The 14,400-nt window shown below is 75.9% G+C and carries 15 protein-coding genes; 7 read left to right on the top strand and 8 right to left on the bottom strand.

Annotation, left to right across the window (positions count from 1 at the left end; translation table 11 throughout):
• The first annotated feature begins 53 nt into the window (after positions 1 to 53).
• Positions 54 to 536 carry an NUDIX domain-containing protein gene (locus O2V61_RS14535; protein WP_269183986.1) on the top strand — a complete coding sequence of 161 codons (483 nt, stop codon included), beginning with the start codon at positions 54 to 56 and terminating at the stop codon, positions 534 to 536.
• Here the strand turns inward: O2V61_RS14535 and O2V61_RS14530 are convergent.
• The gene (locus O2V61_RS14530) at positions 491 to 805 is read right to left on the bottom strand and encodes a hypothetical protein (protein WP_269183985.1); all 315 of its coding nucleotides are present in this window, start codon (positions 803 to 805) and stop codon (positions 491 to 493) included. The genes O2V61_RS14535 and O2V61_RS14530 overlap by 46 nt on opposite strands.
• A gap of 58 nt (positions 806 to 863) precedes the next feature.
• A complete protein-coding gene (locus O2V61_RS14525; protein ID WP_269183984.1) occupies positions 864 to 1,394 on the bottom strand; it encodes a MaoC family dehydratase in 531 nt (176 codons plus the stop codon).
• 117 nt (positions 1,395 to 1,511) lie between these two features.
• Between O2V61_RS14525 and O2V61_RS14520 the strand changes: the two genes are divergently transcribed.
• Positions 1,512 to 2,000 carry a hypothetical protein gene (locus tag O2V61_RS14520; protein ID WP_269183983.1) on the top strand — a complete coding sequence of 163 codons (489 nt, stop codon included), beginning with the start codon at positions 1,512 to 1,514 and terminating at the stop codon, positions 1,998 to 2,000.
• Entirely contained in the window at positions 1,997 to 2,926 is a 930-nt protein-coding gene (locus O2V61_RS14515) for an MFS transporter permease (RefSeq protein WP_269183982.1), read from the top strand. Before O2V61_RS14520 ends, O2V61_RS14515 begins: the two co-directional genes overlap by 4 nt.
• Positions 2,927 to 2,987: 61 nt before the next feature.
• On the opposite strand, the gene O2V61_RS14510 is transcribed toward O2V61_RS14515, so the two are convergent.
• Complete coding sequence (locus O2V61_RS14510) at positions 2,988 to 3,281, bottom strand: WXG100 family type VII secretion target (protein WP_269170697.1); 294 nt, start codon at positions 3,279 to 3,281, stop codon at positions 2,988 to 2,990.
• Positions 3,282 to 3,462: 181 nt separating this feature from the next.
• Here O2V61_RS14510 and O2V61_RS14505 point away from each other — a divergent pair, with 181 nt between their 5' ends.
• The gene (locus O2V61_RS14505; protein WP_269183981.1) at positions 3,463 to 7,632 is read left to right on the top strand and encodes an FtsK/SpoIIIE domain-containing protein; all 4,170 of its coding nucleotides are present in this window, start codon (positions 3,463 to 3,465) and stop codon (positions 7,630 to 7,632) included.
• 8 nt (positions 7,633 to 7,640) lie between these two features.
• On the opposite strand, the gene O2V61_RS14500 is transcribed toward O2V61_RS14505, so the two are convergent.
• The 4 genes from O2V61_RS14500 to O2V61_RS14485 form a co-directional block, all read right to left on the bottom strand.
• Entirely contained in the window at positions 7,641 to 8,144 is a 504-nt protein-coding gene (locus tag O2V61_RS14500; RefSeq protein ID WP_269183980.1) for a DUF6912 family protein, read from the bottom strand.
• Between the two features lie 123 nt (positions 8,145 to 8,267).
• Positions 8,268 to 9,662 (bottom strand): WS/DGAT/MGAT family O-acyltransferase, encoded by a 1,395-nt coding sequence (locus O2V61_RS14495; RefSeq protein WP_269183979.1) that lies wholly within the window; start codon positions 9,660 to 9,662, stop codon positions 8,268 to 8,270.
• A 107-nt stretch (positions 9,663 to 9,769) separates the two neighbouring features.
• Positions 9,770 to 11,047 (bottom strand): AAA family ATPase, encoded by a 1,278-nt coding sequence (locus O2V61_RS14490; protein ID WP_269183978.1) that lies wholly within the window; start codon positions 11,045 to 11,047, stop codon positions 9,770 to 9,772.
• Positions 11,047 to 11,811, bottom strand: a complete 765-nt coding sequence (locus O2V61_RS14485) for an SAF domain-containing protein (protein WP_269183977.1) — start codon at positions 11,809 to 11,811, stop codon at positions 11,047 to 11,049. Before O2V61_RS14485 ends, O2V61_RS14490 begins: the two co-directional genes overlap by 1 nt.
• 200 nt (positions 11,812 to 12,011) lie before the next feature.
• On the opposite strand from O2V61_RS14485, the gene O2V61_RS14480 reads away from it, so the two are divergent.
• Positions 12,012 to 12,257, top strand: a complete 246-nt coding sequence (locus O2V61_RS14480; RefSeq protein WP_269183976.1) for a helix-turn-helix domain-containing protein — start codon at positions 12,012 to 12,014, stop codon at positions 12,255 to 12,257.
• 9 nt (positions 12,258 to 12,266) lie between these two features.
• Here the strand turns inward: O2V61_RS14480 and O2V61_RS14475 are convergent, their stop codons facing one another.
• Positions 12,267 to 12,836, bottom strand: a complete 570-nt coding sequence (locus O2V61_RS14475) for a hypothetical protein (RefSeq protein ID WP_269183975.1) — start codon at positions 12,834 to 12,836, stop codon at positions 12,267 to 12,269.
• An 84-nt stretch (positions 12,837 to 12,920) separates the two neighbouring features.
• Between O2V61_RS14475 and O2V61_RS14470 the strand changes: the two genes are divergently transcribed.
• On the top strand, positions 12,921 to 13,679 hold the full coding sequence (locus tag O2V61_RS14470; RefSeq protein ID WP_269183974.1) for a LysM peptidoglycan-binding domain-containing protein: 759 nt from the start codon (positions 12,921 to 12,923) through the stop codon (positions 13,677 to 13,679).
• A 42-nt stretch (positions 13,680 to 13,721) separates the two neighbouring features.
• Positions 13,722 to 14,315, top strand: a complete 594-nt coding sequence (locus O2V61_RS14465; RefSeq protein ID WP_269183973.1) for an Rv3235 family protein — start codon at positions 13,722 to 13,724, stop codon at positions 14,313 to 14,315.
• Positions 14,316 to 14,400: the final 85 nt, after the last annotated feature.

Raw genomic sequence — 14,400 nt, 5'->3', positions numbered from 1 at the left:
AGCGTCCCGCCGTCCCGGGCGGCGGGTCCCCGCCCGCCCGTACCCTTCCCGAGGTGGACGACCCGCGGCCGGAGGTGGCGTGCGTCGGCGCCGTGGTGCACGACGCGCAGGGTCGCCTGCTGCTGATCCGCCGGGGCCACGCCCCGAGTGCGGGCCTGTGGTCGGTGCCGGGCGGGCGGGTGGAGCCCGGCGAGTCCGAGGCCGACGCCGTCGTCCGGGAGACCGCCGAGGAGACCGGGCTGGCCGTGCGACCGGTGCGGGTGCTGGGCCGGGTCCGGGTCGACGGGGACGGCGTCGTCTTCACCGTCACCGACTGGTGGTGCACGGTCATCGAGCCCGGGCGGCAGCCGGTGGCCGGGGACGACGCCGACGACGCCGCCTTCGTGGACGCCGCCGGGCTGACCGCGCTGGAGATGGCGCCCGGCGTGCTCACCGCGCTCTCCGGCTGGGGCGTGCTCCCCACTGAGCTCCCGAGCACCCGGGACCGCACTCACCGGGAGTCCGATGGCGGCAGCAGCGGCGGTGAGAACACCTGATCGATGGGGAGCGGCCCGACGTACCGCTGACAGGTGCACGGGACCTGCTTGTACGCGGTGGGCTCCTTGTCGGAGTCGTACTTGAGCGGGTCGCCGTTCATCATCCCGTGGCACCGCCCGGACTCCGCGTTGTGCATCGACATGCCGTGACCGCACCCGCAGATCGCCTGGATCGGCTCGGGAGCGCGCTGACGGCGTCCCTGTACGTAGCCGATGGCCTGCCCCAGCAGCACCGCCCCCACCCCGACGAGGACCGAGATCGGGTCCATCACGTACCGCCCTCTCTGCCGTCGCGGTGGCCGGCGACATCCGCCGGTACGGGGCCGGTCACCGCCGGACGGGCTCGGGGCGCCCGGGCTGCTCCCCGCCGCGGGCCTCGCCGTAGGACCGCTTGGGCACCATCACCTTCCGACGGAAGACGCAGACCACGGTGCCGTCCTGCTTGTAGCCGATCGTCTCGACGTGGACGACCCCGCGGTCGTCCTTGGAGCGGGACTCCGTCTTGTCCAGCACGGTGGTCTCGCCGTAGATCGTGTCGCCGTGGAAGGTCGGGGCGACGTGCTTGAGCGAGGAGACCTCGAGGTTGGCGATCGCCTTGCCCGAGACGTCGGGGACGCTCATCCCGAGCAGCAGCGAGTAGACGTAGTTGCCGACGACCACGTTCGTGCCGAAGTCGGTGGTCTCCGCCGCGTAGTGGGCGTCCAGGTGCAGCGGGTGGTGGTTCATGGTCAGCAGGCAGAACAGGTGGTCGTCGTACTCGGTCACCGTCTTGCCGGGCCAGTGCTTGTAGGTGGCGCCGACCTCGAACTCCTCGTAGTACCGGCCGAACTGCATCTGGCTGCTCCCGCTGGTCGACATCGGGCGACGGACGACGCAGGTGGGACTACCGGGGCCCGGGGTGCACGCGTGCGCCCAGCTGCCCGCCACGGAGCGACGATGACCCGTCTGGACGGGCGCCGATCCTACGATGGCCCGGTGCCCCTGCAGTCCGCCCCTGACCTGCCGGCCGAGGCCGAGGTCGAGCGCCTGACCCCCGGCGGGCGGCGCATCCGGCTGGCTGCGGCCGCGATCGTGCTGGCCCTGCTGCTGGCCGGCACCGTGTGGGGTGACGACGACTCCTTCCCCTTCGGGCCGTTCCGGATGTACTCCACCCGCGCGAACCCCGACACCCCGGTCGTCTCGACCCGGGTGGTCGGGCTGACCGCCGCGGGCGAGGAGGTCCGCCTCTCCGGCGGCGAGGTGGGGCTGCGCCGAGCCGAGTTCGAGGGCCAGCTCCCCCGCATCTTCCGGGATCCCTCGCTGCTCGGGCTCCTCGCCGACTCCTACGTCCAGCGCAACCCCGACGCCGAGGAGCTGGTCGAGGTGCAGGTCGTGCAGCGCCGCATCGAGCTCGAAGACGGCCAGCGGACCGGCGCCTCCAGCGACCGGGTGCTGATCGAGCACGAGTTGGAGGACGGCGAGTGAGCACCTCGGCCACCACCCCACGCCCTGTCGCACCGGTGCGCCCGGAGGTGGCGCCGGCGGTGCCCGGCACCCCCCGCTGGTGGTTCCGCCCGGTGCCGCTGGCCCGGATCGCGGTGTTCCGGGCGATCGCCTACCTGTTCATCCCGGTCGACGTCTTCCTGACCACGGCGTGGGTGCGCGCCCACGCCGACGTGCCCACCGACTGGTACGCGCCGCTGCTGATCGGCCGGCTGCTGAACCTGCCGACCCCGACGCACACCCTCGTGCTGGTCGTCCAGTGGGCACTGGTGGTCGCCGCGGTGGTCGCCGCGACCGGCCGTGCCCCGCGACTGCTCGGCCTCGCCGTCTTCCTCCTGTACTCGGAGTGGATGGTCATCGCGATGAGCTACGGGAAGGTCGACCACGACCGGATCGCCTTCCTGGTCGCGCTCGCGGTGCTCCCCACGATCGGTCGGGCGCGACTGCGGGACCGGCGTTCCTCGGAGGCCGCCGGGTTCGCCATGGCCGCCGTGCTGGTCACCGTGATGCTCACCTACTTCCTCGCCGCCTGGGCGAAGATCCGGTTCGGCGGCTGGGACTGGGCGACCGGTGCCACGCTGACCCGTGCGCTGGTCCGCCGGGGCACCGACCTGTCGATGTGGACGCTGGACGTGGCCTGGCTGCTGCCGACGGTGCAGTGGGTGATGATCATCCTCGAGCTGGCCGCGCCGCTGATCCTGCTGGTGCGCACCGACCGGGCCCGGATCGCGCTGGTGCTCTTCCTGCTCGGCTTCCACGCGATGGTCTACGCCGGGGTCACGATCATCTTCCTGCCGCACTGCATCGCGATCCTGTCGATCCTGCCGTGGGAGCGGCTGTCGGTGCTCCAGCGCCGGGACACCCTGGGCGGGGTCCCGGCCGTGCCCGGGAGCCCCGTCCCAGGCTGACGGGCCCGGCCCGGCAGGAGCGCCCCGCGTAGGTCGTCGGCGTCCGACCGGCCGGCAGGCGTCAGAGCATCGCGCCGATCCGGGCGGCCATCTCGGCCTCGTGCTGCTGGTACGCGGAGGCGACGCTGGTCAGCAGCTGGCCCATGCCGGTGAGCGCCTCGCTCATGCCCTGACTGGACAGTCGCCACTTCTCGTACAACTCGCTGAACTGGACCGCGGCCTGGCTGTCGGTCCACCCCTCCAGCACCGAGCTGTTGATCCCGGCGGACAGCGTGGCGTGCCGGGCCGAGGTGTCGGCGGCCTCCGCCCGGCACTGTCCGGCCATCGTGTTCAGCGTCGCGATGTCGACCTTCATGGCTGCTCCTCACCTGCCAGGGACCTCCCGGCGGGCTCCGAACCTAGGGCCGCCCGAGCAGGCGGGACCGCAGCTGTCCACAGGCGGCCCGGTCGTCCACAGATGTCGGTGGAGGTCTCCGCGGCCCCGTCGGCCAGCGGCACCATCACCGGGTGTCCAGCTCCCCGGTGCGGTGTCCCGCATGACGACGGCACCCGTCGAGCACACCGTCCGCTGCTGGACGCTGCAGGCGCCCGACGGCGCTCTCGACGTCGAGCTACGAGCACCGGAGGGGGCGGTGCTCGGCGACGTCCTGGCCGGGTTGTCCGAACAGCTCCACCTCCCGCCGGCTCAGCTCTGGTCCGGGTCGAGTGCGCTGCCGGCCAGCACGCCACTGACGTCCGAGGCCCTGCGGCACGGCGCCCTGCTCGGGTGGGGCCGCCCCGGGCCCCGCGAGCCGGCCGAGGGCGGTGCGCTCGAACTGCACGTGGTGGCCGGGTCGGACGCCGGTCGCACCGCCGCACTCGGCCAGGGGGTGCTCGTCGTCGGCCGCGGCGCGGCGTGCGGGCTGACCCTCGAGGACCCGGACGTCTCGCGACGTCACGTCGTCGTCTCGGTGGCCGAAGGGCGGGTCACGGTCGCCGACCTCGGTTCCTCCAACGGCACCATGCTGACCGACCGCGCCGGTGCCGCCTCCGCGGTGGGCACCGCAGAGCAGGAGTGGCCGGTGGACGCGACGCTCCGACTGGGTTCCAGTGCCCTCCGGCTGACCGGCCCGGGCGGCGCCGGCCTGGAGTCCGCTGCCGCGCCGGCGGGGCGGGTGCACGTCCGCCCGCTCCCCTGGTCCCCGCCGGCTCCGGGGAGCACGACGGTGCTCCGGCCGGCGGCTCCGCCGGAGCCGTCACGGCGACGGCTGGGCTGGGTCGCCGTCGCACTCCCCGCGGTGGGCGGGGTGCTGATGGCCTGGCTCCTCGCCACACCGCACTTCCTCTTCTTCGCCCTGCTGAGCCCGGTCGTCGCCGTGGCCAGCTGGTCGTCGGACCGCCTGTCGGGCCGCCGCGGCCACCGCCGGGAGGTGGCCGCGCACGCCGTGGCGCTCGCCCGAGCCGATGCCGAGCTCAGCCGGGCGGTCGCCGTCCACCGCACGGCGCAGGAGGCCGCCCACCCCGACCTCGCCCTGCTGGCCGCCGCCGCGCGTCGGCGCAGCAGCCCGCTGTGGTCCCGGACCGACTCGTCCACCGCGGGGCTCAGCGTGCGGCTGGGCACGGGCTCGGGCCCCACCTCGGTGACCAGCGCGGAGCCCGGTGGAGACCGCGCCACCGTCCTGGCCGAGCACCTGCCGGTGGCGTTGCCGCTCCAGGACGGCACCGGCCTGGGGATCGTCGGGCCGCGCGCAGCGGTCCTCGGCGTGACGCGTGCGCTGGTCTGCCAGCTGGCCGTGCTGGTCCCTCCCTCGGGCCTGCGGTTGGTGCTGGTAGCGCGCCGGGACCAGCTCGCGGACTGGCGGTGGTGCCGCTGGCTGCCCCAACTGCAGGGGGTGATCGTCCCGGGCGAGCCCGTCCCCGACCGCCTGCTGGCCGCGCTGTCCGGCGCCCCGGCCGCGGGAGGCAGCGCCCCACCCCGGACGGTGGTCGTGCTGGACGGCCCGGTCGACCAGGCGACCGCTGACCTGGTCGCGGGAGCCGCCGCCCAGGCCGTGCGGCTGGACCTGGCCGGGACCGAGGCCGCCCTCGCGTTGCCAGCACTGGCCCGGCTGCAGGTCACCGGAGAGACCGGCACCGGAGGTCGGCTGCGGGTGCCCGGCGCCGACCAGGAGCGGTTCGTCGACCTGGATGCGCTCGGCGCGGGGACGGCCGACCGGATCGCCCGGGACCTGGCCCGGCTGGCCGTCCCCGCGTCCGCTGGTGAGCTGCCCGACACGGCCCGGCTGCTCGACCTCCCGACCGCCGGGCTCTGCCTGGACGCACGGGACGGCCAGGCGTCCGGCACCTGGGACCGCGCGCGCGATCGTCTGGTGGCCACGGTGGGCGCCACCGGCGACGGGCCGGCCCGGATCGACCTGGTCGCCGACGGTCCGCACACGCTCGTCGCCGGCACGACCGGCTCGGGCAAGTCCGAGCTGCTGCAGACCCTCGTCGCCAGCCTGGCCCAGCACCACCCACCGGACCGGTGCAGCTTCCTGCTCATCGACTACAAGGGCGGAGCCGCCTTCGGCGAGGCGGCGACGCTCCCGCACACCGTGGGGATGCTGACCGACCTGGACACCCAGTCCACGGCACGGGCGCTGCGGTCGCTCTCCGCGGAGCTGACCCGCCGGGAACGCCTGCTGGCCGAGCACGGCGTGCGCGACCTCGCGGCCCTGCCGGCACCGGTCGCCGCCAGCCGCCTGGTGATCGTCGTCGACGAGTTCGCCACCCTGGCCGAGGAGCTCCCCGGCTTCGTCACCGGCCTGGTCGGCATCGCCCAGCGCGGCCGGTCGCTGGGCGTCCACCTGGTGCTGGCCACCCAGCGCCCGGCCGGTGTGGTCAGCCCGGAGATCCGGGCCAACTGCTCGCTGCGGATCTGCCTGCGGACCACCGACGAGGGCGACGCCCGCGACGTGCTCGGCAGCACCCTGCCCGCGCACCTGCCCCCCGACCGCCCGGGCCGGGCGTACTTGCGGACCGGCAACGGGCCGGCCGTGCTGCTGCAGGTGGCGCGGGTCTCCGGCCACTCGGTGCCGGTGGGTGCGCCGCTGGCCGTCGCGCGCCGTCGCTGGCCACCACCGCCGGGGCCTGCGCAGTCCGCGCCACCCGACGGCGGGGCCAGTGACCTGCAGCGTCTGGTCGCGGCGCTCGGGGCACGGGCACGGGCGGACGCCCTCGACCCGCCGCACCGGCCCTGGCTCCCCCCGCTGCCCGACCAGCTCCCCGCCGCGGCGCTCGACCGCTGGGCGCCGGAGGCACCGGTGTCCCGGCTCCGGCTCGGCCTGCGCGACTCCCCCGACGCGCAGCTGCAGGCACCACTGGAGCTGGACCTGGACGCCGGTGGCGGGTGGCTGGTCGTGGGCGGCCCCCGCAGCGGGCGGACCACCGCCCTGCGCACCGTGCTGGGCGAGGCGGTCCACCACCTGCCGCCCGGTGGCCTGCAGGTGCACGTGCTCGACCACGGTGGCGGCGGCCTCGCGGCACTGGCGGCGGGCCTGCCGCACACCGGCACGGCCGTCGGCCGGGACGACGCGCACCGCACCGTGCGGCTGCTCGCCCGGTTGACCGAGGAGGTGGACCGGCGCCGCGGCGGTGATGCGGCACCCGCACCGCTGCTCCTGCTGCTGGTCGACGGCTACGAGAGCGTGGCCGCGCAACTGGAGGCGGCCGATCCCGCCACCGGGGCGGCGGCACTGCTGCGGCTGGCGCGGGACGGTGCTGCCGTCGGCCTGACGGTCGCGCTCACCGCTGAGCGTGCCGTCCCGGGTGGACGACTGGCGGGCTCCGTCCGGGAGCGGCTGGTGCTGCCGCTGCCCGACCGGGCCGACTATGCGGTGGCCGGTGTGGCCGGGCGTGCGGTGCCCGGCCACCGGCCGCCGGGGCGGGCCCTGGTCGGCGAGGACGCCACCGAGTGCCAGCTGGCCCTGCCCCGTACACCTCTCGTGCCCGCGGCCGACCCGCCCGGGGCGTCGTGCGCCGAGCCGCCGGTCCGGGTGGTCGAGCTGCCCGCGGACCCAGTTCTGCCGCTGCCCGTGCCCGCACCCGCCGGCCACGGGTCGGGGACGTGGTGGTTGCCGGTCGGCCCCGGCGGCGACGGCGGGGAGGCGGTCGGCGTGGACCTCGCCCGCACCGGCGGCCTGCTGGTGGTCGGCCCACCGGGCAGCGGCCGGTCCAGCGCGCTCCGGGCCTTCGGCAGCCACGCTCGGTCGGCCGGTGCGGCCGTGCTCGAGTTGGTCACCGCACCCGCACCGGTCACCGGAGAGGGCGGCGGCGAACCGTTGGGCCTGCCCGCCCAGCTGTCCGGGACGGACACCGCCGGGGTGCGCAGCTGGCTGGCCGGGCACGAAGCGTGCCGGGTGCTCGTGCTCGCCGACGACCTGAGCTCGCTCTCCGACGAGGTCGGTGACCTGCTGGCCTCGCAGAGCTCATCGACCGGCCGGGTGACGGTCATCGGGGCCGGGACCGCCGCGGAGGTCGCCGGGGCCTTCCGTGGTCCCGCGGCCGCGCTGCGCCGCAGCCGCACCGCCGTGCTGTTGCGGCCGGCACCCGGCGACGCCGAACTGCTCGGCCTCCGGGTGCCCCGGACACCGCTGCCCCCACGGCCTGGTTCCGGTTGGCTGGTGACCACGCACGAGGTCATCCGGGTGCAGGTCGCCCGGCACCGTTCCGCACCGGACACCCGGTGACCGACCGGTCAGAGCAGCTCGAGCGCCGGGCCGATCTCCTGGGTCGCGTACCAGGCCAGCTCGTGACCCTCCGCCTGGTCGACGACGAACTGGGCCTCCTCACTCCCGAGGTCGGCCTCCAGCACGACGGCGACCGCCGCGCGGACGTCTTCCTCCGCCTCGGCTCCGTCGACGTGCGCGCTGGCGATGTCGCCGGTGGCCAGGTCAGCCGTGGTCCGCGCGGCGCCGGCGTCGGCCCCCTCGTCCTGGATGGGGGTCACCGAGGTCTCCGGTACGTCCGCGGCGAGCACGACCCGGCGACGGGCGGCCATCGGGTCGACGTCCATCAAGCGCAGGCTCGCCCGCGCCGCGGCGAGCAGTGCGGCGTACTCGAGCTCCTCGTCGTCATCGCTCAGCTCGTAGAAGTCCCGCAGCTGCGGGGTGACCGTGAAGACCGTGTGCGGCCCCTCGAGTCGGCCCTCGTCGAGCAACCGCTGCAGCACGGTCGTCGTGGCCGGCAGGTACACGCGCACCGGTTCGCCTCCTCCTGGTCGAGAGTTCCCAGCGACACCAACGCCGCCGACCCGACGATCTTCCCAGGCGCCGCTGTGCGGGCCCCCGGACGCGCGCTCGGGCCGGGGATCAACCGGCCTCCGTCAGCGCGACGCCTCCACCAGGTAGGCGATCTCCTGCTCGATGAGGTCGGCCAGGTCGTCGACGTCGCTGACGCTGTCCCGGTCCGCGTTCAGCCCGAAGTACACGGTTCCGTCGTAGCTGGTCAGCCCGATCGCCAGCCCCTGTCCCCGGACCAGGGGCACCACCGGGTAGACCTCGACCATCCGCGCCGGGCCGGCGTAGAGCGGCACCTGCGGGCCGGGCACGTTGGTGACGACCAGGTTGAACAGCCGACGGGAGAGCCCACTGGCGGCGCGAGCACCGAGGGCGTGCAACGTCGGCGGGGCGAACCCCGAGAGGGCGCTGAGCGTGTCCGCACCGACCGACTGCCCGCTGGGTGCCAGGCCGCGCATCGCGAAGCTGATCCGGGCCAGCCGCACCCGCGGGTTCGGCTCCCCCACCGGGAGGTCGACCAGGAAGGACCGGACCTCGTTGGCGCCGCCGTCCTCCTCGGCCCGCACCGACACCGGCACCAGCGCGCGGACCGAGGAGCTGCCCACCACCGGTTCGCCCCGGGAGAGGAGCCACTCCCGCAGCGCGCCGGTCACCGAGGTGAGCAGCACGTCGTTGACCGTGCCGCCGTGCGCCTTGCGCACCAGCCGCAGGTCGGCCAGGTCGGCACGGGCGACGGCCACCCGGCGCTGCCGGCCGATGGGCGCGTTGAGCGGGCTGACCGGCGCCGGGGAGACCGCGGTGCGGGCCACCGCGGTCACCAGTCCACCGGCCACCCCGGCCAACCGGGTGGCGGTGGCGCGCAGGTCCCCAGCCGCCGTGCGGGCGGTCTCGAGCACCGCCGACGGGCGCTGCAGGTACTCCTCCACCGCCTCCCAGACCAGGGCGGCCGACCCCGGCGGGCGGCGCGGGCGCCACTCGTCCGATGCGGCCGGCGCGGGGTCTGCCTCCGGGTCCGGGTCGAGGATCACCTGCCCGATGTCGATCGCCCCGAGACCGTCGACGAGCGCCGGGTGGGTCTTGGTCACCACCGCCGTGCGGTCACCGGCCAGCCCCTCGACGAGGTACATCTCCCAGAGCGGCCGGCTGAGGTCCAGCGGCCGGGCGGTCAGCCGGGCGACCAGGTCCAGCAGCTGCTCCTCGGTGCCGGGACGGGGCAGCGCGGACCGTCGGACGTGGTAGGTCACGTCGAAGTCGGGGTCGTCGACCCAGGCGGGGTTCGCCAGGTGGCCGGGCACCTCCAGCACCTTCTGCCGGTACCGGGGCACCAGTGGCAGCCGGGCGCGCACCAGTTCGATCAGGGCGTCGTGGTCCAGCGTCCCGGACGGGCACTCCAGGACCAGCACCGCACCGACGTGCATGGGCGTGCCCGGTTCCTCCAGGTACAGGAAGGACGCGTCCAACGCGGTGAGCCGTTCGACCAACGTGACCTCCCTCACTGGCGCCGGGCCCACGCTACGGCCCCGGTCTCACGACCGATCAGCCCACCCCCTGCCCGGCACGGCAGGCGCGACGGTCGGGCCGGCACGGCTCACCGCGAACGCCGGCGCCGCCCGGCCGGCTCGGCGACCTCGCTGAGCTGGGCGGCCAGTGTGCGCAGCCCCACGCGCAGCGGGGAGGCCGGGGCCACCTCGGCCAGGGTCCGGCCGGCCGCCAGGGCGGCATCGGTGGCCCGCCGGTCGGCCGGGAGGAAGGCACGGACCTCGCGGCCGGCGAAGCGGCTCAGCGCACCGGCGATCTCCTGCCGCGCGTCGCCGGGCACCGGACCCCGGCGCAGCTGGTTGACCACCACGACCGGCTCCACGTCCGGGAGCACCTCGCGCAGCTCGGCCAGCGCCCGGACGGTGCGCTGCAGGGCGACCGGGTCGGCTCCGCCGACGCAGAGGACCACGTCGGCCTCCTCGAGCACGGTGAGGGTGGCTCCGTTCCGACGTGGGGCGGCGGTGTCGAAGGAGAGCTCCTCGTCCTCCTCCAGGCAGAACCCGCAGTCGACCACGGTCAGCGAGGCCAGCCGCCGGGCCTCCTCGAGCACCACCGCGACCGCCTGCGGCCGCAGCTCGGGCCACCGGTCGGCCCGGGCCAGCCCGGTCAGCACCCGCAGGTCCGGGTGCACCGCCCAGGCCAGTCTCGCCAGCGCCGCGACGTCGAGCGTCCCGGCCGCCGCCTGCCGGGCGGCCGCTGCCACGCCCGGTGACTCGTCCAGCAGGCCGAGCACCTGCGCGACCACACCGCCGTACACGTCCCCGTCCACCAGCAGGGTGGAGACCCCGAGGCGGGCCGCCTCGTCGGCGAGCCCGACGGCCACGGTGGTGCGGCCGGGTGCCCCTGTCGGTCCCCAGACCGCCACGACCCGGCCCCGGCCGGCCGGGCGGGCCGACTCCTCGGGCGGCAGCCCCAGCACGGGCAGCGCCGACCGCGGGTCGCCGACGTCGTGGCCACCCACCGGCCCGCCGCGCACCGCGTCCCGGAGCGCGCGGGCGATCTCCTCGGCCGGGGCGTCGGCAGGCAGCACCCGGACGACGCCGAGCTGGCGGAGCCGGTCGGTCGCCCGGGTGTCCCCGGGTTCGACCAGCCCGACGACCGCGATGCCGGCGGCGGTCAGCCGGGCCACCGCCGCGCCGTCCAGCCGGCGCAGCTCGGCCGACAGCAGGGCCGCCTGACCGGTGCCGGTCGTCGCGGCAGCCAGCAGGTCGGCGACGTCGACACAGCGCCGGACGACGGTGACCCCGTGGTCCTCGCGGTCCAGTGCCCCGACGAGCTCGGACTCCCAGGACGCACCGGTGACCGCGGTGAAGACCTGCAGGGCCATCAGCCGACCGGCCCGTCCGGGGCGGCCCCGGCCGGTGCGTCGCTGCGGTCGGCCGTGGCCCCACCCGTGTCGGGCGGAGCCTCGACGGAGTTCCGGACGACGACCACCAGGCCGCGCCCCCGGATCGAGGCGAGCACGTCGGCAGCGTCCTCGGCCGGCACGGCGACGACCACCTGCACGGTCGACGTGGCCGTGGAGAGGACGCCGTCCCCACGCCCGGTGACCGCCTGCACCGGTGCACCGGCGACGACGACGTCCACCCCGCCGCCGGTCGGCGCGGACCCGCCCACCACCGGGTCGGCCACGGCGTAGACGTCGACCACCTGCCCGCGGTCGAGCCCGGGCGGGACGTAGCCGGCCTGCACCGGGAGCGCGAGCTGCACCAGGTCACCCGGCTCCTCGAGCACCGATCGCGGCAGGAGCTCCCCGCCCCGCACCGCGCGGGCGAGCACCCGCCCCGCCGGGCGGGTGCTGGTCGCCAGGTAGGCCTCGGCGACGTCGTCCAGCCGGACGGCGACCGGCACGAGGTCGGCCTCGGACAGCACCGTGCCGGCCGCCAGGTCACCGGCGGCCGACCAGACGGGCACGGTCGCGTCCGCGGCCGTCACCACCCGGGCGCCGACCAGGACCGAGCCCAGCACGAGCAGGACCCCGAGGACCAGCCGCAGGTCCAGCCAGCGGGGCGGGCGGACCCGACGCGCGGCCGGGCCGGGTGGAGCTGTGTCGGCGCGCACGGTGGACGGCGCCGCGGTGGGCGCGCTCATCGGTCGGTCATCCCTCGCCCTGTCTGTCCGTCTCGGGCCGGTCACCCGGCTGACCTCGCCGTACGCGGTCGCGGAGGGAGATCATGACCGAGGGACGAGCCGGTGCGCAGCGGTTGTCCACACCTTCGGGTGGACCATCCCGGCCCCTTTCACCCGGCTGCCACACTGGCGGGCACCTTCGACGGGAGAACTCCGACCCCATGGCCACCCAGCGCTTCCTGACCCTCGACGACGTCGCGGAGATCCTCAACGTCTCGTGGTCACAGGCCTACGCGCTGGTGCGCCGCAAGGAGCTGATCGCGATCCAGATCGGCGGGCGGGGGCAGTGGCGGGTGGAGAAGGACGAGCTGGAGCGCTTCATCCAGCAGAAGTACGCCGAGGCGCGCTCCTCCTCCGTCGCCGAGGAGCCGGCCCCCGACGACGCCGAGGTCGACTCCCCCCGCTGAGCGAGCCGCTCAGCCGGCCGCCGGCTCCGCCGTCCGGAGCGCGACGAGCGCGTCCAGCGGCACCGCCCGGACCCCGGTGACCACACCACGGCGCCGGGGCTGGTCGATCGGGTGCTCGGCCATCTCCAGGAAGTCCGCCCCGACCCGGTCCACGGTCCCCGCCAGGACGGCGCCGTCCACCAGCAGGCAGTGCACTGCGGCCCGGTCCCGGGCCAGTGCCCGAGCCGCCCGGCGGAGGTCCAGGGCCCGGTCCACGACACCGGCCGTGTCGGCCACGGCGGTCACGGCGGTGAGCCCGGAGACGGCGCTCACCGCCCCCAGCGCGACCAGCACCTCGCGACGCTGGTGATCGACCAGCAGCACCCAGTCGACGCCGACGTCGACGAGCCGGCCGGTGAGCTCACCGGCACCGCGGGAGCTCAGCGACACCTCCTGCCCGGCCGAGCCCCGTAGCCGGTCGGCCAGCCGGACCCGTCCGTGCTCGGCGCGCGCCCGGGACGCCTCCTCACCCTGCTCGACGGCGGCCTCCTGATCGACCAGCTGGCCCTCGAGGTCGGCGAACAACTGCTCCCAGCGCATGACCGGAGGTTAGCCCGTCCACAGATCCTTGCGTTTGGTTGCATTTGCTTTGCTTGGTGGTGTTTTGTCATCGCCGTGACCGGCGTGGACATCTCGACAGTGCGTTGGACGGCGACGGTCGCCGCGTTCGTGCTGGCCGCCGGCGGCCTGCGCCGACTGGGGACGGAGCCGGAGGCGATCCGCGCCGCAGTGGGTGATCCCCAGCGGCTGGTCGACACCGCCGGGGCGGACGCCCTCGTGCTGGTGGCGGTGACCGCGCTGGCGTGGCTGTGCTGGGCCTGGGGCGCACTCGGTCTGCTGCTGACCGCAGCAACCGCGACGCCCGGCCTCGCCGGCCGGCTGGCCGGGGTGCTGCTGCGCGGGGTGCTCCCGGCCGGCGCCCGGCGAGCCGCGGCGATCGCGATCGGGGTCGGCCTCAGCACCGCGGCGCCCATCGCGCTGCCCAGCGGTCCGAGCCCCCTCTCCGTCGCCTCGGCCGAGACGAGCTCCACCGCCCCAGCCTGGCCGTCGGACCCGGCGGTGCCCGTCGTGCAGCCCGACTGGCCGGGTGCACCGGCGACCGTGGCGGAGGACACCGCCCCGGCGGAGGACACGGCCCCGGCGGAGGACACCGCCCCGGCGCCTGACTGGCCGGGGCCGGCGGCCGGCGACCAGGTCGTCCTGCGCGGCGACTGCCTGTGGGACATCGCCCGCGACTGGCTCACCGGCCGCCGCCCCGGGCAGCCGGTCACCGACGCCGAGGTCGCCGTCGCCGTGCAGGCGTGGTGGGAGGCCAACGCCACCGTCATCGGCCCCGACCCGGACCTGCTGCTACCCGGTCAGGTGCTGCGGCCCCCGACCTGACCCGCCCCCGATCCGCCTTCCCGTCGTCCCGAGGAGACACCGATGACCGCCGCGCCGCAGCTCTCCCCCGCACCACCTGCTCCCCCGGCATCCGGGCCGCTGACCGCTCCGCCGCTCCCCCGGCGGCTGCAGCTCGTCGTCGTCCGCACGCCCGGACCTCCCCTGCAGGAGGAGGGCGTGCCGGTGCGGTTGCTGGTGCCGGGCCGGCGCACACCACGGCCGGCGCCCCCGCCCGGACCGCGGCCCCGGTTGGACCGGCCGGCCCGGCCGGCCGGTGATGCGGCGGACTTCGGGCCGGCCTGGACGCGCCGGGCCGAACTGCCCGACCCCCAGGCCGTCGGACGGCGACTGGTCACCCTGACCCTGGAGGCGTTCGCCGGCCGTCGGCCGATCAGCCAGCTGCAGTCCCTGGTGAGCCCGGCGCTGTTCCAGGCCCTCAGCGGGCGTCGTCGGCCGCGCTGGTGCACGGAGGGGACCGCACCTCTGCTGCTGAGCTCGGTACGGGTCTGCGAACCGGTGGACGGGGTGGCCGAGATCAGCGCCGTGGCCCGGCGCGGCGGCCGGGCGCATGCGGTGGCCGCCCGGCTGGAGGGCGTGGACGGGCGTTGGCGGTGCACCGCGCTGCAGGTCGGCTGAGCGGGACCGCCGCTCAGCCCCGCGACACGGGTCGGGACCACATGAGGATGCCCCGCCGGCCATCAGGCCGGCGGGGCATCGGGGA

This window comes from Modestobacter sp. VKM Ac-2985 (assembly GCF_026967925.1).
Lineage (GTDB): Bacteria > Actinomycetota > Actinomycetes > Mycobacteriales > Geodermatophilaceae > Modestobacter.
Note: the sequence above shows the minus strand (reverse complement) of the source record. Positions and strands in the feature narration are given on the sequence as shown.